Origin of the sequence: Variovorax sp. efr-133-TYG-130 (assembly GCF_030208835.1) — a bacterium.
Taxonomy (GTDB): domain Bacteria; phylum Pseudomonadota; class Gammaproteobacteria; order Burkholderiales; family Burkholderiaceae_C; genus Variovorax.
On the sequence record NZ_JARVTD010000001.1, the window covers coordinates 103,504 to 123,406 of the forward strand.

Annotated in this window: 18 protein-coding genes; 12 read left to right on the plus strand and 6 right to left on the minus strand. The window is 69.0% G+C overall.

All coding sequences use genetic code 11. The features are described from left to right. Nucleotides 1-36 precede the first annotated feature (36 nt). The gene (locus QRN67_RS00460; protein ID WP_285409837.1) at nucleotides 37-1,758 is read left to right on the plus strand and encodes a ShlB/FhaC/HecB family hemolysin secretion/activation protein; all 1,722 of its coding nucleotides are present in this window, start codon (nucleotides 37-39) and stop codon (nucleotides 1,756-1,758) included. A gap of 28 nt (nucleotides 1,759-1,786) precedes the next feature. Here QRN67_RS00460 and QRN67_RS00465 read toward each other — a convergent pair whose 3' ends face one another. After that, nucleotides 1,787-3,421 carry a sulfatase-like hydrolase/transferase gene (locus QRN67_RS00465; protein ID WP_503010790.1) on the minus strand — a complete coding sequence of 545 codons (1,635 nt, stop codon included), beginning with the start codon at nucleotides 3,419-3,421 and terminating at the stop codon, nucleotides 1,787-1,789. Nucleotides 3,422-3,671: 250 nt separating this feature from the next. Between QRN67_RS00465 and QRN67_RS00470 the strand changes: the two genes are divergently transcribed. Then, nucleotides 3,672-4,139 (plus strand): SH3 domain-containing protein, encoded by a 468-nt coding sequence (locus QRN67_RS00470; RefSeq protein WP_106933970.1) that lies wholly within the window; start codon nucleotides 3,672-3,674, stop codon nucleotides 4,137-4,139. 25 nt (nucleotides 4,140-4,164) lie between these two features. Here the strand turns inward: QRN67_RS00470 and glpK are convergent, their stop codons facing one another. Together glpK and QRN67_RS00480 are read right to left on the minus strand one after the other, a co-directional pair. After that, complete coding sequence (gene glpK / locus QRN67_RS00475; protein WP_285409761.1) at nucleotides 4,165-5,661, minus strand: glycerol kinase GlpK; 1,497 nt, start codon at nucleotides 5,659-5,661, stop codon at nucleotides 4,165-4,167. 24 nt (nucleotides 5,662-5,685) lie between these two features. Further along, nucleotides 5,686-6,456 (minus strand): DeoR/GlpR family DNA-binding transcription regulator, encoded by a 771-nt coding sequence (locus QRN67_RS00480; RefSeq protein WP_081267160.1) that lies wholly within the window; start codon nucleotides 6,454-6,456, stop codon nucleotides 5,686-5,688. Nucleotides 6,457-6,647: 191 nt separating this feature from the next. Here QRN67_RS00480 and glpD point away from each other — a divergent pair, with 191 nt between their 5' ends. From glpD to QRN67_RS00530, 10 genes are all read left to right on the plus strand, one after another. Beyond that, nucleotides 6,648-8,228, plus strand: a complete 1,581-nt coding sequence (glpD, locus tag QRN67_RS00485) for a glycerol-3-phosphate dehydrogenase (RefSeq protein WP_285409764.1) — start codon at nucleotides 6,648-6,650, stop codon at nucleotides 8,226-8,228. 125 nt (nucleotides 8,229-8,353) lie between these two features. Further along, complete coding sequence (locus tag QRN67_RS00490) at nucleotides 8,354-9,358, plus strand: dialkylrecorsinol condensing enzyme (protein WP_285409766.1); 1,005 nt, start codon at nucleotides 8,354-8,356, stop codon at nucleotides 9,356-9,358. Next, a complete protein-coding gene (locus QRN67_RS00495) occupies nucleotides 9,348-10,484 on the plus strand; it encodes a beta-ketoacyl-ACP synthase III (protein ID WP_285409768.1) in 1,137 nt (378 codons plus the stop codon). The genes QRN67_RS00490 and QRN67_RS00495 overlap by 11 nt, the downstream gene beginning before the upstream one ends. 2 nt (nucleotides 10,485-10,486) lie before the next feature. Next, complete coding sequence (locus QRN67_RS00500) at nucleotides 10,487-10,882, plus strand: DarG family dialkylresorcinol biosynthesis protein (RefSeq protein ID WP_106933974.1); 396 nt, start codon at nucleotides 10,487-10,489, stop codon at nucleotides 10,880-10,882. After that, entirely contained in the window at nucleotides 10,879-11,859 is a 981-nt protein-coding gene (darH, locus tag QRN67_RS00505) for a BtrH-related acyltransferase DarH (RefSeq protein WP_106933975.1), read from the plus strand. Before QRN67_RS00500 ends, darH begins: the two co-directional genes overlap by 4 nt. 300 nt (nucleotides 11,860-12,159) lie before the next feature. After that, entirely contained in the window at nucleotides 12,160-13,068 is a 909-nt protein-coding gene (locus tag QRN67_RS00510) for an ABC transporter ATP-binding protein (protein ID WP_285409769.1), read from the plus strand. 11 nt (nucleotides 13,069-13,079) lie between these two features. Further along, nucleotides 13,080-14,237, plus strand: coding sequence for an ABC transporter permease (locus tag QRN67_RS00515; RefSeq protein ID WP_285409771.1), 1,158 nt, complete (start codon nucleotides 13,080-13,082; stop codon nucleotides 14,235-14,237). A gap of 5 nt (nucleotides 14,238-14,242) precedes the next feature. Next, nucleotides 14,243-14,524, plus strand: a complete 282-nt coding sequence (locus QRN67_RS00520) for an acyl carrier protein (protein WP_285409772.1) — start codon at nucleotides 14,243-14,245, stop codon at nucleotides 14,522-14,524. Further along, the gene (locus tag QRN67_RS00525; protein ID WP_285409774.1) at nucleotides 14,521-15,591 is read left to right on the plus strand and encodes a beta-ketoacyl synthase N-terminal-like domain-containing protein; all 1,071 of its coding nucleotides are present in this window, start codon (nucleotides 14,521-14,523) and stop codon (nucleotides 15,589-15,591) included. Before QRN67_RS00520 ends, QRN67_RS00525 begins: the two co-directional genes overlap by 4 nt. Continuing rightward, nucleotides 15,588-16,076, plus strand: a complete 489-nt coding sequence (locus tag QRN67_RS00530; protein ID WP_285409775.1) for a hypothetical protein — start codon at nucleotides 15,588-15,590, stop codon at nucleotides 16,074-16,076. The genes QRN67_RS00525 and QRN67_RS00530 overlap by 4 nt, the downstream gene beginning before the upstream one ends. Nucleotides 16,077-16,085: 9 nt before the next feature. Here QRN67_RS00530 and QRN67_RS00535 read toward each other — a convergent pair whose 3' ends face one another. The 3 genes from QRN67_RS00535 to QRN67_RS00545 are packed head-to-tail and all read right to left on the minus strand — an operon-like array spanning nucleotide 16,086 to nucleotide 19,890. After that, nucleotides 16,086-16,706, minus strand: coding sequence for an HD domain-containing protein (locus QRN67_RS00535; protein ID WP_285409776.1), 621 nt, complete (start codon nucleotides 16,704-16,706; stop codon nucleotides 16,086-16,088). A gap of 5 nt (nucleotides 16,707-16,711) precedes the next feature. Further along, nucleotides 16,712-17,815 carry a lytic murein transglycosylase B gene (mltB, locus tag QRN67_RS00540; protein ID WP_285409777.1) on the minus strand — a complete coding sequence of 368 codons (1,104 nt, stop codon included), beginning with the start codon at nucleotides 17,813-17,815 and terminating at the stop codon, nucleotides 16,712-16,714. A 53-nt stretch (nucleotides 17,816-17,868) separates the two neighbouring features. Then, nucleotides 17,869-19,890 carry a transglutaminase TgpA family protein gene (locus QRN67_RS00545; protein ID WP_285409778.1) on the minus strand — a complete coding sequence of 674 codons (2,022 nt, stop codon included), beginning with the start codon at nucleotides 19,888-19,890 and terminating at the stop codon, nucleotides 17,869-17,871. Between the last annotated feature and the right edge of the window lie 13 nt (nucleotides 19,891-19,903).

Sequence of the window (19,903 nt, forward strand, 5' to 3'; positions counted from 1 at the left end):
ATGATCCATCCCGTTGGCGTGCATCTGCGCACGCGCATGGCCGTTGCCGCAGCCCTTGTCGTATCACCGCTGGCGGCACTGGCTCAGCAGTCTCCGACAACGCCACAGCCCTTCGTCGAGCAGCAACGCCAGCAGGAGCGCGAGCGCGCCCTGCGCGAGCAGAATGAGCGCACCGTCGACCAGCGCCCGCAGGCTGCGCCGCCAGCGCCAGTACAGCGCATTCCTGAAGCGGAGTCCCCGTGTTTTCGCATCGAGCGCGTGCTGCTCGTTGGAGAGCAGTCTGAGTCTTTCCAATGGGCCGTTGCTGATCTGTCCGGCCCTGAGGGCAACGATTCACCCGTTGGCCGTTGTCTGGGCACGGCTGGTGTCAACGTAGTTCTCGCCCGTGCGCAGCAGGCCGTCATTGCACGCGGCTACGTCACCACTCGTGTACTGGCCGCGTCGCAGGACTTGTCCACCGGCACGCTGACTCTCACACTGGTGCCCGGCCGCATCGCCGCCATTCGGACGACGCCAGACTCTTCGTCCACGCTGCTCGGCAGTTCTGCTTTGCTGGCCACGGCCATTCCTGTGCGCCCAGGCGATCTCCTGAACCTGCGCGACATCGAACAAGGCCTAGAAAACCTCAAGCGCGCCCCCACCGTCGAAGCCGATATCCAGATCGAGCCTTCGACCGCGCCCAACGCCAAGCCCGGCGACAGCGACCTCGTCGTCAAGTACGTCCAGGTCAAGAAATGGCGCGTCACCCTGAACCTCGACGACAGCGGCACCGAAGCCACCGGCCGCTATCAGTCCGGCGCCACCCTGTCCCTGGACAACCCCTTCGGCTTGAACGACCTGTTCTACGTCAGCGCCAACCACAACGTCAACAACCACGTGTTCAGCGATCCGGCCAAGGGCACCGAAGGCCAGACCGTTCACTACTCGCTGCCTTATGGCTACTGGCTGCTGGGCCTCACGGCCTCCAACAGCCAGTACCACCAGAGCGTGGCCGGCCTGAACCAGGATTACGTCTACGCCGGCAAGTCCAACAATGCCGAGGTCAAGCTTTCGCGCCTCGTCTACCGCGACCAGAGCCGCAAGACAAGCATTGCGATCAAGGGCTGGCGCCGCGAGTCGCGCAACTTCGTGGACGACACCGAGGTCGAGGTGCAGCACCGCGTGGTCGGTGGCTGGGAGCTCAGCCTCAATCACAAGGAATACATCGGCGAGGCGACGCTCGAAGGCACGCTGGCCTACAAGCGCGGCACCGGCGGCTTCGGTTCGCGCGCCGCGCCGGAAGAAGAGTTCGGCGAGGGCACCTCGCGGCTGAAGCTGTACACGGCCGATGTCACGCTCAACGCGCCGTTCAAAGTCGGCGAGCAGAAGCTGCGCTACTCCGGCCTGATCCGCGCCCAATGGAACCGCACGGCGTTGACACCGCAGGACCGCTTCGCCATCGGCGGACGCTACACGGTGCGCGGCTTCGATGGCGAGACGAGCCTGATGGGGGAGCGCGGCTGGCTCATCCGCAACGACATCGGATGGGCCGTGGGTAAAAGCGGGGCGGAGCTGTACGTCGGTGCCGACTATGGCCACGTCGGCGGCCGTTCGACGGTCGACCTGCTCGGCCGCAGCCTGGCCGGCGCCGTCATCGGCGTACGCGGCCAGTGGAGCAAGCTGAGCTACGACTTCTTCGTCGGCGCGCCGATCAGCAAGCCGGAGGGCTATCGCACCGCGAAGGTCACGCTGGGCTTCAATCTCAACACGAGCTTCTGATGCGTCAAGTGCTTGTGCAGCTTACGAGTTACCGCGAGAACGACTCCACCGCCACCGGAATCTCCGGCGCCTGCCAGCGGTAGGCGCCGCCCAGCACGTCGCGCTCGGGCTTCTGCCCGTTCCACTGGATGTGGAGCAGGTCCATCAGGGTCCAGCCGGTCCAGTCCGCGCGAAACGGCTGCTGCATCTCGCTGGCCGGCAGCGGCTGCTGGTTGCGCCACACCACGGCCGGAATGCGGTAGCCCGACGCGGTCGAGGGGCTGTGGCCCGCCCGGTCGCTCACATGGCCCACTTCCTGCCCGTGGTCCGACAGGTACATCCATGCGCGGTAGTCCTGCGGCTTGCCCGCGCTGCGCGTCTGCTGCAGCAGCTCGGACACCACGAAGTCGTGATACAGCAGCGCCGCGTCGTACTCCTGGCGGAAGCGCCGCACCCATGAGGAGCGGCCGTTCTTCACCAGGCCGTTTTCCACCGCGTCGATGTCGTCGTCGAAGGGGTTGGCGTTTGCCGGAAAGCGCAGGCTGTAGTGCGGATGCGCGCCCATCAGGTGGACCACGATCAGCTTGCGCTCGGTGCTGGTGTCGGCCAGCGCTTCCTGCACGCAGTCGAGCACCTCGCCGTCCAGCGAGGCGCTGGCGCGGCCCGGCGTGCGGTTGACCATGTCGACCACGTCGGCGAAGCGCGCATGCTGCTGCTCGATGGCCAGGTCGTCGTGGTTGCTGATCCACCAGACCTTGTAGCCCGCGGCGCGCGCCAGCGCCAGCACGTGCGGCGGGTTCTCGCTGTCAGGCAGGCCGAAGCGGAACATGTTGCGCAAGGCGGGCAGGGTGCTTGCGTCCACCGACCATGCGTTCTTCAGCACCGCCATCTGCTCGCCGGTCTGCGCCTTGTGCGCCTGCAGGCGCGGCGTGGTCGGGCGGCCGTAGCCGTACAGGCCCATGTTGTCGCGGTTGATGCTGTCGGTGATGACCAGCACCACGGTGGAAGGCCCGGCCTGCGTGATGACGGGCGCAATGGCCTTGGCCTGCGCCGTCAGGCGGTCGCGTTGCTGCTGCTGGTCGGCCCAGGCGGCCTGCAGCGTGCGCAGCGACTGGGCCCACTGGGTCCAGAAGATCGCGGGATGCAGCCGCCTCCACGGCTTGCTCGCATAGGCCACGCAGGACACCAGCAGCGCCAGCGCCAGCAGTGCGGTGATCCAGCGGGCGGGGCGCGCTGCTGTCGGGGCCACCGCGCCGCGCCGCGCGAACATGCCCACCAGCAGGCCCGAGGCGACCAGCAAGGCGCCCCACACGGCCGCCGAGCGCCAGTGCATCCACAGGTACTCCGTGCTCTCGCGCGCGTTGGTGTTGGCTGCCGCGCCCAGCACCATCGCGCCGTCGGGCGCGGCTTGATAGGTGTCGAGGAGGTAGGCCCGCACTGTGGCGTCCAGCGCGAAGCCCATGGCCCAGAGCCAGACCAGCACCGTGCGCAGCCGACGCACGCGCGCGCTGCGCAGCGGCCATGCGAGCCACAGCACCATCGGCAATGCCAGCACCGCGAGCTGCGCGATGCGCCGGCCGTCGTGGCCCAGCGCGATCAGCGCCAGCAGGGTGGCGCCGACCACGCCGCAGGCAAGCCATGCGCCGTGGCGGGGCTGGGGTGGGGCAGCGGGGAGGGAGGTCAAGCGGGCAGCGCCGGCAGCGCGAACAGGAATGGGCGGGGCGGATTCTGCCCCGCCCGAAGCGCAGGGTACCGCAGTCTCCCCGGCTGCGCAGGGGGCTATGAGGCCGCAGGGCTCGCTGGGGGAGAGGTGGGCGAGGGGGGGTGTCGGGGAAATCCCCGCGGAACTTATTGAGCCGAGGGCGCCCAGACGGGCTCGCCCGGCTCCGCCGGACATTCACTCCTTACGTTCGATAGAAAGGAACCCCAGCTCCATGGATAGATTCAGTCGATGGCCCGCGCTCCTGCTCGCATTCTTCCTCGCATGGGTGGCCGCGCCGTCCGTGTTCGCGGCGGCGCCGTCCTCGCAGATGGTCAGTGCCGCCGTTCCCACGCTCAACATGCGCACCGGCCCCGGACAGCGCTACGAGACGCATTGGACAGTGAGCAAGGGCTACCCCTTCCGCGTGATCGGCAGGAAAGGCGACTGGCTGAGGGTCAGCGACTTCGAGAACGACAAGGCCTGGGTCTACCGGCCCATGACCAGCAAGACGCCGCACCACGTCGTGAAGGCGAAGGTCGCCAACCTGCGGCGCGCGCCGAGCACCCGCAGCCCCGTGTTGAAGAAGGCCGGCTACGGCGACGTGCTGCGAACCATCGAGCGCAGGGGCGACTGGATCAAGGTGCGGCACGAAGGCGGCGCCACCGGCTGGGTCCAGAAGCGCCTGACCTGGGGCTGGTAGGCGGCGACGTGCGCCGGGCCGCCGTTCAGGTCGCGGTGGCCTGGCGCACCGCGCGTTCCCAGCGCGCCATCGATTCCTCGGCCTGCGCGCGGCCCATGGTCGGCAGGAAGCGGCGCTCCACCTTCCACAGCTTGGAAAGCTCGCGCGCGTCGCTGTAGAAGCCGGTCGACAGGCCCGCCAGGTAGGCGGCGCCCAGCGCGGTGGTCTCGACCACTTCGGGCCGCACCACCGGAATGCCCAGCAGGTCGGCCTGGAACTGCATCAGCAGGTCGTTCACGCTGGCGCCGCCGTCCACGCGCAGTTCGGCCACCGGCTTGCCGCCGGCGGCCACCGCGTCGCGGCTCATGGCCTGCAGCAGCGCGGCGCTCTGGTAGGCGATGCTTTCCAGCGCGGCGCGCGCGATGTGCGCGACCGTGGTCCCGCGCGTGAGGCCGGTGATCGTGCCGCGCGCGTCCGCGTCCCAGTAGGGCGCTCCGAGGCCGGTGAAGGCCGGCACCATCATCACGCCGCCCGCGTCGGGCACGCTCTCGGCCAGCGACTGCACTTCGGCGCTGCCCTTGATGGCCTTGAGCCCGTCGCGCAGCCACTGCACCACCGCGCCGCCCACGAACACGCTGCCTTCCATGGCGTACTGCGGCGTCGCATCGGTCTGCGCGGCGCTGGTCACGAGCAGGCCGTTGTGCGAGGGCTGGAACGCGCCGCCGGTGTGCATCAGCAGGAAGCAGCCGGTGCCGTAGGTGTTCTTGGCCATGCCGGCCTCGAAGCAGGCCTGGCCGAAGAGGGCGCTCTGCTGGTCGCCGGCCACGCCGCCGATGGGCAGCGTGTGGCCCAGCAGCGTGGTGTCGGTATCGGCGAAGTGCGAGCTCGATGGCTGCACCTTCGGCATCAGCGCGGGGGGAATGTCCAGCGCTTTCAGCAGCTCGGCGTCCCACGCGTTGTCGTGCACGTTGAAGAGCATGGTGCGCGAGGCGTTGCTCACGTCGGTCACGTGGGCCTTGCCGCCGGTGAGCTGCCAGATGAGCCAGCTGTCGATCGTGCCGAAGGCCAGTTCGCCGCTCTGCGCCTGCGCGCGCGCGCCGGGCACGTTGTCGAGCAGCCAGCGCAGCTTGGTGCCGGAGAAGTACGCGTCGATCACCAGGCCGGTCTTCCGGCGGATGGTGTCGCTCATGCCTTCTTCGCGCAGTTGCGCGCACAGCGGCTCGGCGCGGCGGTCCTGCCAGACGATGGCATGGTGCACCGGCTGGCCCGTCTTGCGGTTCCACAGCACGGTGGTCTCGCGCTGGTTGGTGATGCCGATGGCGTGGATGTCGGTGGCCTGCAGCCCTGCCTTTGCAAGCACCTCGCGCGCGGTGGCGAGCTGGCTGTGCCAGATTTCCATCGGGTCGTGCTCGACCCAGCCGGGCTGCGGATAGATCTGCGTGAGCTCTTTCTGCGCGATGGCCACGATGCGGCCTTCGCGGTCGAACACGATGCTGCGCGAGCTGGAAGTACCCTGGTCCAGGGCCAGCAGGTAGGTCGTCATGTCGTCTCCGTGTTTCTTTGTTCTTCAGTTGTCGCGCGCGATCTCCAGCCGGACCTGCGCCGCGAGCAGCAGGTCGGGGAAGGGCGGCGGCGGCTCGGCGTCGGTGAACAGCCGGTCGATCTGCGAGAGCGTGCCCAGCTGGATCATCGCGGGCCGGTTGAACTTGCTGGCGTCGGCCGCGAGCCAGACCTCGCGCGCCTGCGCGATGATGGTCTGCGCCACCTTCACCTCGCGCAGGTCGAAGTCGCGCAGCGAGCCGTCGGCCTCGATGCTCGACACGCCGATCAGCGCGATGTCCACCTTGAACTGGCGGATGAAGTCGATGGTGGCCTCGCCCACGATGGCGCGGTCGCGCGGGCGCACCGAGCCGCCGGCCACGATCACCTCGCACGAGCTGTTGCCGCTCAGGATGGTGGCCACGTTCAGGTTGTTGGTGATCACGCGCAGGCCGGTGTGGCGCAGCAGCGCCTTGGCGACGGCCTCGGTGGTGGTGCCGATGTTCAGGATCAGGGAACAGTCGTTGGGCACCAGCTCCGCCACGCGGCGGGCGATGCGCGCCTTGCCCTCGGCGTGCAGGGTCTCACGCTGCTGGTAGCCGATGTTCTCGGTGGTGGAGCTCGGCACCCGCACGCCGCCGTGGAAGCGGGTCAGCAATCCCTCGTCGGCCAGCCGCTGCACGTCCCGGCGGACCGTCTGCAGCGTGACGCCGAGCATTTCGGCCAGTTCTTCGACGGTGACGGAGCCGCGCGTGCGCACGGTTTCCAGGAGATTGATCTGTCGGGGATTGGAGTTCACAGGGGCGTCGCGAAGGGCAGGAAGACTGCGGCAAGGTTACAGTGCGCGTCAATTTAAAACGAAAGAAAGCGAATCCAGATTGAGGGAATTTTCGGGGAAAATCGCGCTCAAAGGAATGAAATTGAAAGAATTCGAAAATACAATGGCTTCCGTCAGCGAACCCAAGCCATGAACCAACGGATCCATCTGCTGTGAGCGATTTTTCCTCGAATCCGCCTGCGCCCGCCACCGATTGCGACGTTCTCATTGTCGGCGGCGGCATCAACGGCTGCGGCATCGCACGCGACCTGGCCGGCCGCGGCTGGCGCGTGGTGCTTTGCGAAAAAGACGACCTTGCCTCGCACACCTCTTCTTCCTCGACCAAGCTGATCCACGGCGGGTTGCGCTACCTCGAGTACTACGAGTTCTCGCTGGTGCGCAAGGCGCTGCAGGAGCGCGAAGTGCTGCTCAAGAGCGCGCCCCACATCATGTGGCCGCTTCGCTTCGTGATGCCGCACGACCCGTCGATGCGCCCGGCCTGGATGATCCGCATCGGCCTGTTCATGTACGACCACCTCGCCAGGCGCGAGGTGCTGCCGGGCTCGCGCAGCGTCGACCTGCGCCGGCATGCCGCCGGCAAGCCGCTGAAGGAGCAGTACAAGCGCGGCTTCGTCTATTCCGACGGCTGGGTCGACGATGCGCGGCTCGTGGTGCTCAACGCGCTGGACGCGCGCGCGCGCGGCGCCGAGGTGCTGACCCGCACGCGCTGCGTGCACGCCCAGCGCGACGCCGACGCCTGGACCGCCACGCTGGAAGGCGCCGACGGCAACAGGCGCACGCTGCGCGCGCGCGCCGTGGTCAACGCGGCGGGGCCGTGGGCCGAGTCCTTCCTGCGCGGCGTGGCGCAGTCGGCCAAGGGCGAGGCGCTGGCCACCAAGAGCCTGCGGCTCGTCAAGGGCAGCCACATCGTGGTGCCGCGCCTGTTCGAGCACGACCATGCCTACATCTTCCAGAACCCCGACAAGCGGATCATCTTCGCCATTCCCTACCAGGACGAGTTCACGCTGATCGGCACCACCGACATCGAACTGAACGGCGACGACCCCGGTGCGGCGCGCATCGCGCAGGAAGAGATCGACTACCTCTGCACCCAGGCCAGCCGCTACTTCGACAAGCCCATCGTGCCGAGCGACGTGGTGTGGACCTATTCCGGCGTGCGCCCGCTGCTGGACGACGCGTCGGGCGATCCGTCCGCCGTCACGCGCGACTACCTGCTCGAGTCGAACACCACCGCCGCGCCGCTGCTGTCGGTGTGGGGCGGCAAGATCACCACCTTCCGCAAGCTGGCCGAGGACGCGGCCGACGAGGTCGGCAAAATGCTGGGCCAGTCGAGCGCGCAGCGCCCGGCCTGGACCGACGGCGCCTTCCTCGCGGGCGGCGACCTGTCGGGCTGGATCGGCGCCGCGAAGCGTCCCGACGACGACTTCGAGCGCTTCGTGTCGGCCGTGCAGGCAAAGCACCCCTGGCTCTACGGCCATCTCGCGCGGCGGCTGGCGCGGGCTTACGGCGCGCGCATCGCCGACGTCCTGGGCGATGCGAAATCCTTCGCCGGCCTGGGCGCCGAAGTGGCACCCGGCCTGTTCGAGCGCGAACTGCGCTTCCTGCAGGACAACGAGTGGGCCGTGACCGCCGACGACGTGCTCTGGCGCAGGTCCAAGCTGGGGCTGCACTACACGCCCGCGCAGCGCGAACAGGTTGCGCGCTGGCTGCAGGCCAATCCCAGGCGCGGCTGAGGCCCGGCGCAGGCCTGGCGCAGGGGCTGGCCACCCCAACCATCGGCAGTCGTAGACATGACTGATGGCAGATGCTTTTGGCGCTTGCTTCGCGTACATTCGACGGCCCCCGAAAGCCACCGCCAGTGATCTCCAGCCTTTCCAGTCTCTCCAGCCCCGTCGCCGCGCCTCGCAACAACGTCCCCAAGCGGGTCCTGGTTCTCCGCTACTCGCAGTCCGGCCAGCTCGACCAAGTGGCCGAGCAGATCGTGGCGCCGCTGCGCGCCGACCCGTCGATCCAGGTGCATGAAGAAGTGTTGCGGCCGCTGCAGCCGTTTCCCTTTCCCTGGCCCTTCCTGACCTTCTTCGACGCCTTCCCGGAGTCGGCCCACATGATGCCGCGGCCGCTGGCGCCGCTGTCGCTTGGCGGCGATGAAGACTTCGACCTCATAGTGCTGCCTTACCAGGTGTGGTTCCTGGCACCTTCGCAGCCGGTCGCGGCGTTCCTCAAGCATCCGGTGGCCGCGCGCCTGCTCGAGGGGAAGCCGGTGGTCACGGTCATCGCCTGCCGCAACATGTGGTTGCTGGCGCACGAGAAGCTCAAGGGCATGCTGGACGACGTGGGCGCGCGCCTGATCGACAACGTGGTGCTGACCGATCCCGGCCCCACGCTCGCCACCTTCTTCACCACGCCGGCCTGGCTGATCTGGGGCCGCAAGCGCGGCTTCTGGGGCATGCCCGACGCGGGGCTCAGCGCCGAACAGATCCGCGGCAGCGGTCGCTTCGGCCGCGCGCTTCGCGATGCGCTGCACGCCGGCCTCGAACGCGGCACACGGCCGCTGCTGGCCGGCCTGGGCGCGGTGCGCGCCGATGCCCGGCTGCTCGTCAGCGAGAAGGCCGGCACCCGCAGCTTCTACCTGTGGGGCAAGCTCATCATGGCGGCCGGCCGCCCCGGCGCATGGCAGCGCAAGCCGCTGCTGCTGCTGTACGTGCTGTTCCTGCTGGTACTGATCATCACGGTAGTGCCCGTGAGCCTCACGCTCCAGGCGCTGCTGCGGCCTTTGTTCCGGGGGTGGCTGACTAGAATGACCGCCGAGTTCGAGTGCCCGTCGGGCTCCGCCACGGACCGCTCCCATCTCTATGACGACTGATGTCTTCCTGACCCGTACCGCCGCCTTCCTGCCCTTTTCCCCGGTCGGCAACGACGACATCGAAGACGTGCTCGGCCGCATCGGCGGCAAGGCTTCGCGCGCGCGGCGGCTCATTCTTCGCAGCAACGGCATCCAGTCGCGCCACTACGCCATCGACCGCGCCACCGGCGAACTGGCCATGACCAACGCGCAGCTCACCGCCTCGGCCATCCGCGCGCTGGGCGACGACGTGGGGCCCGTCGACTGCCTTGCCACCGGCACCTCGCTGCCCGACCAGCTCATGCCCAACCATGCGGTGATGGTGCACGGCGAACTCGGCTGGCCGCGCCTCGAAGTGGTGGCCTGCGCGGGCATCTGCCTTGCCGGCGCAACGGCGCTGAAGCATGCGTGGCTGTCGGTGCGCGCGGGCGACGCGCGGCGTGCGGTGGCCACCGGTTCGGAGCTGGCCTCGGCCGTGATGCGGGGTTCGCGCTTCGAGGCCGAGCTGGAGCACAAGCTCGAAGCGCTCGAGGCCCGGCCCGAGCTGGCCTTCGAGAAAGACTTCCTGCGCTGGATGCTGTCCGACGGCGCCGGCGCGGTGCTGCTGGAGCGCGAGCCGCGCGGGCCGCTGTCGCTGCGCATCGACTGGATCGACCTGTCGTCGGCCGCGAACGAACTGCCGGTGTGCATGTACGCAGGCGCCGAGAAAAACGCCGAAGGCGGCCTCGACGGCTGGGCCCGAAAGTCGCCCGAAGACTGGCAGCGCGAGTCGACCTTCGCCGTCAAGCAGGACGTGCGCCTGCTCAACGACAACATCGTGCGCGCCACGCTGGGCGAGCCGCTCGCGGCCATCATCGAGCGGCGCGGGCTGAAGTCGGCGGACATCGACTGGTTCCTGCCGCATCTCTCATCGCACTATTTCGTCGAACCGGTGAGCCAGTGCCTCGAGTCGCTGGGCCTGCACATTCCGCGCGAGCGCTGGTTCAGCAACCTCGCGAGCAAGGGCAACACGGGCTCGGCGTCGCCTTACATCATGCTCGACGAACTGTTCCGCTCGGGCCGCATCAAGCGCGGGCAGAAGCTCTTGATGTTCGTGCCCGAAAGCGGTCGCTTCTCCAGCGGCTTCATCTACATGGAGGCGGTGTAGCCATGGACCTCGACGCGGTACCGCAGGAGGGCAATGCGACCCTCGACGGCCATTCCAAGCTGATGTACGCGCGCGACGCGCAGGGCCGCGTCGTCACCGCCACCTCGCGCGGCTGGGAGGCCGAAGAGATCGTCACCAGCCACGCCGTCGACGTGCTCGTCGAACAGGCGCAGGCCGCAAGGGAACGCGTGAAGGCGGGCCAGGCCTCGCCGCTCGAATACTGGATGTACGAGCGCCGCATGGACGTGGCGCTGCTCTCGCAGACCAGCGGCTTCTGGCAGTGGCGCGTGCGGCGCCACCTTCAGCCGCGCCATTTCGCCGCGCTGTCCGAAGCGCAACTCGCACGCTACAGCGAAGCGCTGGGGCTGCCCGTTTCCACTCTGCAAGGCCTGCCGTGAAGTTCCAACACCAACAGGCGGCGCACTGCGAGAGCGGCGTCATCTCCAGCCTGATGCGCCACCACGGCGCGCCGATGAGCGAGAGCATGGCGCTGGGGCTTTCATCGGCGCTGTCGTTCGCGTACCTGCCGTTCATCAAGCTGTCGGGCCTGCCGCTCATTTCGTACCGCATGCCGCCCAAGGCCATCATCAAAGGCCTGCTGGCGCCGATGGCCGCACGCTTTCGCTTCGAGACCTTCCGCAGCCCCGAGGCCGGCCAGCAGCGGCTCGACGCCTTGCTCGCCGACGGCCAGCTGGTGGGACTGCAGACTTCGGTGTATTGGCTGCCGTACTTCCCGCCGAACATGCGCTTTCACTTCAACGCGCACAACCTGCTGGTCTACGGCAAGGACGGCGACGACTACCTGATCAGCGACCCCGTTTTCGAGGAGCCCGTGCGCTGCGCCAGCAGCGACCTGGCTCGCGCGCGATTCGCCAAGGGCGTGCTCGCGCCCAAGGGGCTCATGTACTACCCGCAGGCCATCGACCGCAAGGCGGTCGACGCGGCCAGCGTCGTCAAGGCCATCCGCAAGACGGTGCGCAACATGCTCGCCCCGATTCCGATCGTCGGCGTGCGCGGCATGCGCACGCTGGCCAGGCGCATGCAGGCGCTGTCGCCGACCGACCCGCGCAGCGTCGACTTCATCGGCCACGTGGTGCGCATGCAGGAAGAAATCGGCACGGGCGGGGCGGGCTTCCGCTTCATCTACGCGGGCTTCCTGCAAGAGGCCGCGCACCTGCTCGACAAGCCGCAACTGCAGCAGATGTCGGAGCGGCTGATCGCCATCGGCGACGGTTGGCGCGCCTTCGCACTCAAGGCCGCGCGCATGGTGAAGGGGCGCGAGGCGGTGGACCCCGCAGCGCTTGCCGCGAAGCTGCGTGAGCAGGCGCAGCAGGAAGAAAGCTTCTTCCGCGATCTCAAGGCTGCCGTCGCCTGATGACTCCTTTGGTTTCGAGTCGTTCGGGGTGCGATCACGTCGACGGGGTACCTTGCTCCGCGAATGTCCCCCGCCCTTCGGGCTCCTCCTTTATTTCGCTGCGCAAGGCACCCCGCCGACGTGATCGTTCGACAAGGCGTCGGTATATCGGCCGTACACCAGCGGCGTGCCTTGTGCACAGGGCATCGGGTGCTCCCCGCAGCGAAATAAAGGAGGAGGCCGCAGGCCGGGGGACATTCGCGGAGGGGAGTACCCGATGGCCTGTGCACATGCCCCGAACAACACGCAGATGGCAAACCGATGCTAGAGCTGAAGAGCCTCAGCTACCGGTATCCGCATGCCGACGCGGCCGCACTGGCCGACGTATCGCTCGCAGTGCCGAGAGCTTGCGTGCTCGGTCTTCTGGGCCCGAACGGCGCAGGCAAGACCACGCTCATCTCGCACCTGTCGGGCGCGCTGGCCGTGCAGTCGGGCGAGATCCGGATCGACGGTCAACCGCTGCAGCAGCTGCGTGCAAGGACGCCAACAAGGATTGCCGTCGCGCCTCAGGAGCATGCCTTCTATCCCATGCTGACCGTGGCCGAGAACCTCGCATGCTTCGCAGCGGCGGGTGGCCTGTCGGGCGCGAAGAAGAAGGAGCGCATCGCCGCCTGCACGGAGTTTGCGCAACTCGAACAGTTCTCTGGCGTGCGCGCTGAAAGACTCTCCGGTGGCCTCAAGCGGCGCCTCAACCTCGCCATTGCGTTGCTGCCCGAACCCGAGCTGATGCTCTTCGACGAGCCCACCGTCGGTGTCGATCCGCAGTCGCGCGCCTTCATCCTCGACGCCATCAAGAGCCTCGCGCAGCAGGGCGCGGCGGTGATCTACGCCTCGCACTACATGGAAGAGATCGAGGCGATTGCCGATCGCGTCGTCATCCTCGACCGGGGCCATGTGCTGCGCGAAGGCGCGCTCGACGAGCTGCTCTCGAAGAGCGCGATGCTGCTCACGCTCGCGGCCGACGGGCTCGATGCGGGCATGCTCTCGCGCTTCGGCACGGTGGAAGAGGGCGGCGTGCACTGGCGCATCCACCTGGACAGAGGCATCGGCCCCGGCCCCGTGCTGGCATCGCTGGAAGCGCAGGGCATCGAGGTGCGCCACGCCGAGTTCGGCCGCCATGACCTGGAGCAGCTCTTCATGGCGCTCACCCATCGCTCGCTGCGCGACTGACCGGCGTTCCCATGCTCCTCGCGCTCATCAGGAAAGAACTGCTCGCCCTCGTGCGCGACATGCACGGGTTGGCCGCGCTGTTCGTGATGCCGATGGTCTTCATCGTGCTGATGTCGCTCACGCTGAAAGACATCTACCGCCCGCCGCTCGCCGAGCTGGCCTATGCCATCGACATGCGCGACACCGCCACGCCGGCGCAGTGGCTCAAGCAGCTCTGGCAGCGCAACCACGGCACGCCGCAGCCGCTGGGCGACGACTGGCAGGCGCGGCTGCGCAACGGCTCGCTCAAGTACGTGATCGTGATGGAGCCGGGGCTGTCGCAAGAGCTGGAGTCGGCCGCGCTCTCGACCCAGGCGCGCATCCACCTGCTGACCGAGCCCGGCATCGACGCCAACCTGTTCAACGCGCTGCGCGCCGAACTGGTCGGTGCGTCGGGCGAGCTCAAGGCGCGGCTCGCGCTGGCGGTGCCCGGCACGGCCAGCCCGGCGCCCGATGCGTCGATCCAGGCGATGGTGCGCGCCGAGCGCTTCTCCGCCGCTGGGCCCCGCCCGACCTCGGTGCAGCAGAACGTGCCTGCATGGCTGGTCTTCGGCATGTTCTTCGTGGTCGCGTCGCTGTCCAGCCTGTTCGTGCAGGAGCGCAGTTCGGGCGCGCTCGGCCGGCTGCAGAGCCTGGGCGTCTCGCGCTTCACGCTGCTGGCGTCCAAGGCCTTGCCCTACCTTGGCGTGAACGCGCTGCAGGCGGTCCTCATGCTGGCGGCCGGCATCTGGTTCATGCCGCTGATCGGCGGCGACGCGCTGTCGCTCGCGGGCATCCACTGGGGCGCGCTGCTGTTGTCGCTCGGGGCGGTGAGCCTGGCGGCGGTCAGCTTGTCTCTCGCGCTGGCCTGCCTGGTGCGCAGCCATGCACAGGCGGCCACCATCGGGCCGATGGTCAACGTGCTGATGGCGGCTGCCGGCGGCATCATGGTGCCCAAGTTCGTGATGCCGGGCTTCATGCAGCGGCTGGTCGAGATCTCGCCGATGAACTGGGGGCTCGAGGCCCTGCTCACCGTGCTGCTGCGCGGCGGCAGCGTGGCCGACGCGCTGCCGCAGATCGGCCGGCTGGCCGTGTTCGCGGCGATGATGTTCCTCATCGCCGTATTTCTGTTTCGCAGGCGCGCACCATGAGCACCATGAGCACCCTTGACACCGTCACCCCTGAATTCATTGACAGCCTCAAGGCCATGGTGCTCGAAGCCGTCGAGAAGACGACGCCCTCGGGCGGCCTCGGCGACGACGAGCCGCTGTTCGGCCCCGAGGCGCGGCTCGACCTCGACTCGCTCGATGCGCTACAGGTGTCGATGGCGATCCAGCAGCGCTTCGGCGTGCGCATGCCCGACAGCAAGGAGACGCGCCGGGCGCTCACGTCCATCGCGCATCTGGCGCAGCATCTCGCTCAAGCGGGCAAGGCATGAGCCAGGTCTTCCTGGCCGGCGTCGGGCTGGCCTGCGCGCTGGGGGAAGACATGCCGCGCGCACTGGCTTCCTTGGGGCGCGGCGATGTGCCGCCGGTGCCGGTGTCCATTGCCGATGACGTGTGCTGGCCCGTGCATGCGCTGCCGCAGGCGGAGGGCGACTGGACCGAGCGCCTGCGCCGCACCGTGTGCAACGTGGCCGCGAAGACCGGCGACTGGGGTGCGCGCACCGCGCCGCTGTTCGTGGCCTCGTCGTCGCTCGACATCGGGTTCATGGAACACATGGAAGCGTCCCGGCGGCTCGGCGGCGATCTGCAGGACTTCGCCGATATCGTGGCCGGTGCGCTGGACTGGCAAGGACCGGTGTTCACGGTGTCGACCGCCTGCACATCGTCGCTGAATGCTGTGCTGACGGCCTGCGACATGATCCGCGGCGGCGAGGCGCAAGAGGCGCTGGTGATCGGCGCCGAACTGGACAACCGCTTCACCGTCGCCGGCTTCGGCGCGATGCAACTGCTGGCGCCCGATCGCGCAAGGCCCTTCGGCGCCGGACGCAAGGGGCTGGTGCTCGGCGAGGCGGTGGCTGCGCTGCGGCTGCAGTCGCGCGCCGCGCGCTGGCAGCTCATGGGCGGTGCCAACGTGGTCGACGGGCGCAACCCCTCTGGCACCGAAGCCAGCGCGGTGCTTGCGATGTGCCACGGCGCGCTGGCGCAGAGCGGCCTGCGGCCGGCCGACATCGACCTCGTCAAGGTGCAGGCCGCCGGCAGCCCGGTCAACGACGCGATCGAGGTGGAGGCGCTCAAGCAGGTGTTCGATCCGCTGCCGCCGCTGGTGTCGCTCAAGTCGGTGATCGGCCACACGCTGGGCGCCGCGGGAGCGGCCGAACTGGCGCTGCTGGTGGGCTGCATCGAAGGCGGTGCGTGGCCGGTGGTGGACTATCCGCTCGACGAGACGCTCGGCATCTCGCTGTGCGCGCACGCGCCGCGGAGGCTGCGCCACATGCTGCTCAATCTGGTGGGCTTCGGCGGCGGTCATGCCTCGCTGGTGCTGAAGGACTGCTCGGCATGACGGCTTGGCGCACCGCTGCGCACTTCCTCGCGCATCCGCCGCCGCAGGAGTGGCGCGACGACCTCGCGCGGCGCATCGGCCGTCGTCCGCGCCGCGTCGGCTTGTGGACGGAGCTTGCGATGTACGGCGCGCGCTGCTGCCTGGACGCGGCCGGCGAGACCGCGCTGCCTGCCGATGCCCGCCTGCGCGTGGCCAGCCTGCGCGGCGCACGGGAGGCCACGCAGGCGGGGCTTTCGCAGCTCGACACGGGCATGCCGATGCCTTTCACCTTCATGCAGAGCCAGCCCGCGCTGATGCTGGCCGAGGTCGGGCGGTGCCTGGAATGGCAAGGCGATGCGAGCTTCATGCTGTGCCGCGATCCGCAGCGCCTGCTGGCGTTGTCGAAGCTGGGCGCGTCAAGCGGCGGCCTGCTGTTGGGCACCGTCGAAGAAGCGCACGGGGGCGAGCCGCCGCGTACCGAATGGTGGCGGCTGATGCCGGCCTGAGGCCGCGGGTCAGCCCGAGATCGAGCGCTGCAGGTTGATGCGTGCCTGCGCCTCGAGCTGCGCATGCATGCGCGGCGTGGCGTAGATGGCCTTGCGATCGAGAAAGCGCTGCAGGATGGCGCGCCGGCGCGGCAGGCGCACTTCCTCTGGCACGAAGCCGTATTCGGCGTGCACCTGGCGCTCGTATTCGTCGAAGCGCTCGCGCCCGGCACCCAGGATCGACAGGTCGATGTCGATCAGCAGTTCGGCGTCGCGGCCTTCGGGCACCGCGTCGTGGCGCGTGGCCATGACGAGCGCGTGCACGCGTTCGGCCGCTTGCGCGTCGACGCCAGCAGCCAGCAAGGCCTGCCGCGCCCAGTCGGCGCTGCGTGCTTCGTTGTCGTGTGCATGCACGTCGTAGATCGCGTCGTGGAACCACAGCGCGAGGGCGACTTCCGCGGGGTGTTCTGCCAGCGCCTGTTCGCGCTCGAACCACGCGAGGCATTCGCCCAGGTGCTGCATCGTGTGATAGTGGCGCTGGGGTTCGGCGTAGCGCCGCTGCAGCTCGGCGCACAGCGCCTCGTCGGGTGCCGCCACGCCCAGCGCATGCCAGGCCGCGTTCCAGTTCGCTCGCAGTGCCTCGGGCGACATGGTGCCTATTGCTCCATTGCGGCCTTGACCTCTTGCCCGAGGTCGAGCACGGACATGGCGTAGTAGCTGCTCCAGTTGTAGCGCGTGATCACATAGAAGTTGCGCGTGCCGGCCACGTAAGTGGGCGGTGCGTCGGCGCCGTTCTGCAGCTCGACCAGCGCGAGCAGGCCCTTGTGGCGGATGCCGTCGCCCTCGGGCACCGCGCCCGCGGCCACGAAGCTGTCGGCGCTGAAGGTCGGCAGGATGTCTGGCGCCAGCAGCAGCGCCTTCTGCAGCCGCGCTTCCTCGAAGTGCACCGGAAAGATGGCGGGCATGCCCGGCTGCCAGCCGAAGGCCTTGAAGTAGCTGGCCACGGAGCCGATCACGTCGGCCGGGTTGTTGACCAGGTCGATGCGGCCGTCGCCGTCGAAGTCGACCGCGTACTTGGCGATGCTGCTGGGCATGAACTGCGGCATGCCCATGGCGCCGGCGTAGCTGCCCAGCGGGGTCAGCGGATCGTCGGCGGTGCGGCTCTCGGTGCTCAGGAAGCTCTCAAGCTCGCCGCGGAAGAAGGCCTCGCGCTCGGCCGCTCGCGGGTGTCCCTGGGGAAAATCGAAGGACAGCGTGGCCAGCGCGTCGATCACGCGGAAGCTGCCCATGTTGCGGCCGTAGATGGTTTCCACGCCGATGATGCCGACGATGATTTCCGGCGGCACGCCGTACACCTGCTGGGCGCGCGCCAGCGTGTCGGCATTGGCGCGCCAGAAGCGCACGCCGGCCGCGATGCGCACCGGGTCGATGAAGCGGCTGCGATAGGTCTGCCAGTTCTTCACGGTGCCCACCGGGCCCGGCAGCATGAGCCGCGGCACGTTGGGCAGGAAGCGGGCGCTGCCGATGGTGGCGCGAACCCATTCGCGGTCCAGGCCCCGGCGGGCCGCCACTTCGTCGGCGAACTGCATGGCGTCGTCGCGCGTGGCGTAGGGCGTGCTGCCGCGCACCGGATTGACCGCGGCGGCGGCACGGCCGCTGGAGGACTTCTGTGCTGCAGCCCCCGTGGACCATGCGCAGCAGGCGGCGAGAAGAGCGGCTGCCGCGGCGGCGCGGGACGGCGTGGGGAGAAAGAATCGCATGGGTCGATTGTGCCGCCCGCCCGCACGGACCCCTTTCAGGGACACATGTGGTTTCAGCCGCGCGGGTTCGCGGCGGGCCAGGCGAGGCGCCGGAATTCGGCGCGCAGGGTGGAAAGGGAATCCGGCGTGGCCGGTGCGTAGCGTTGTGCCTCCAGCTTCAGCAGCCAGTCGCGCACCGCCTGCGCGGCGGGGCCGAAGCGCGCGTCGGCGGCCTGGGCCATCTGGCGCGGCGGCGCGGTGTCGGGCAGCTGCAGGCCGGCCCTGGCGAGCCGCGCGCGGGCCTGGCCCAGCAGGCGCAGCCACGGGTCGTGGCGGTTGCGCTCCCACAGCGTCCAGGCGGCGCCGGCAAGGCTCGCGCCCACCAGCAGATAGAGCAGCACATAGGCGAGGTCTTCCAGGCTCGGCGCCTCGAAGCCGATGTTCTTCAGCAGGTTCAGCTGGCGGCTCTGCGTGTAGTTGAGCACCCACTGGTTCCAGCCGTTGTTCACCGCCTCCCAGGCGGCGCGGATGTTCTGCGCGAGCGTGGGGCTCATCGCGCCGATGGCGCCCGCGAACAGCCCCGGCTGCGGCACCAGCCGCTGGAACTGGCCGATGCGGCCCGGCGCGACGGAACCCGTGGGATCGACGCGCACCCAGCCCGTGCCTTCCTGCCAGACCTCGGCCCAGGCATGCGCGTCGCTCTGGCGAATGATCCAGTAGTTGTCGACCGTGTTGAGGTCGCCGCCCTGGTAGCCGGTGACGATGCGCGACGGCACGCCCAGGTTGCGCATCAGCACCACGAAGGCCGAGGCGATGTGTTCGCAGAAGCCTTCCTTGCGGTCGAACCAGAACTCGTCGGCGGTGTTGTCGCCGTACACGCCGGGCTCCAGCGTGTAGCTGTAGCCGCCGGTGCGCAGCCGTGCGAGCGCGGCCTGCACGAAAGCCGGCGTATCGGCACCGGCCAGCGCGGGGTCGGCGCGCATCTCGGCGGCCAGTGCGGCGGTGCGCGGATTGGTGCCGGGCGGCAGCGCCAGGTAGGCCTGCAGCTGGCCGCCCGCGCGCTTGAGCGGGCCGCTGTGGAACTGCGTGTAGCTCTCGGCGCGGTAGCGCACCAGGTCGTTGAGCGGCCGGTTCGCCAGCCATTGCAGGTCGGGCGTGCCCGTCACCTCGAAGCCCGGAGCCTCGGGCGCGCGCGGCGCGGCATCGAGCGTCAGCAGCAGCGGGCGGTTGCTGGGCTCGAGCGTGACCTCGTAGCGCACCGGCTCGCCGCTCACGCGCAGGTTCGGCGTCCACTGGGTGCCGCGCGCCCATGACGGCAGCGCGGTCCATTCGCGGCCGTCGAACTGCGCGAGCACCGGGCCGCGGAAGTAGAGCTGGCTTTGCGGCGGCACCTTGCCGGTCTCGAAGCGCACCCGCGCGGCGATGCTGTCGTCCAGCGCCAGTTCGGCGATGGTGCCGACACGCATGACGTTCGACAGGCCGCTGCGTCCCACCATGGCGTCGCTGGGAGTGCCCCACAGCGGCGCGAAGCGCGGGAACAGCAAGAACAGCGCGAGCATGATCGGCGCGCCGGCCAGCGACATCCAGCCGGCGGTGCGCGCGGCCTGCCACAGCGGCGGCCGGCCTACCGGCATGTGCGCGTTGACCAGCGCGGTGAACAGGCCCAGCAGCGCGAGCAGCATGGTGAACGCGGTCAGCAGCGACTGCGAATAGAAGAAGTTCGTGAGCATCGCGAAGAAGCCCAGGAAGAAGATGACGAAGGCGTCGCGCCGGGCGCGCAGCTCCAGCGTCTTCAGCGCCAGCAGGATCACGATGAGCGTGACGCCCGCGTCGCGGCCCAGCAGCGTGCGGTGCGTGGCGAAGGTGGCGGCCAGCGTGAGCGCCAGCAGCGCGGCGCGCCACCATCTGCCTGGCAGCGGGCGTGCCTGCACCGCGAGCATCCCGCGCCACAGCAGCACCATGGCCGTGATGGCGGTGCACCACCAGGGAATGTTCTCGACCTGCGGCAGCACGATCAGCGCGATCACCGCGAGCAGGAACAGCGTGTCCCGGGCATCGCGGGGCAGGGTGGCCAGACGCGTCATGAGCTTGTTCATGGTCGTGGTCCCT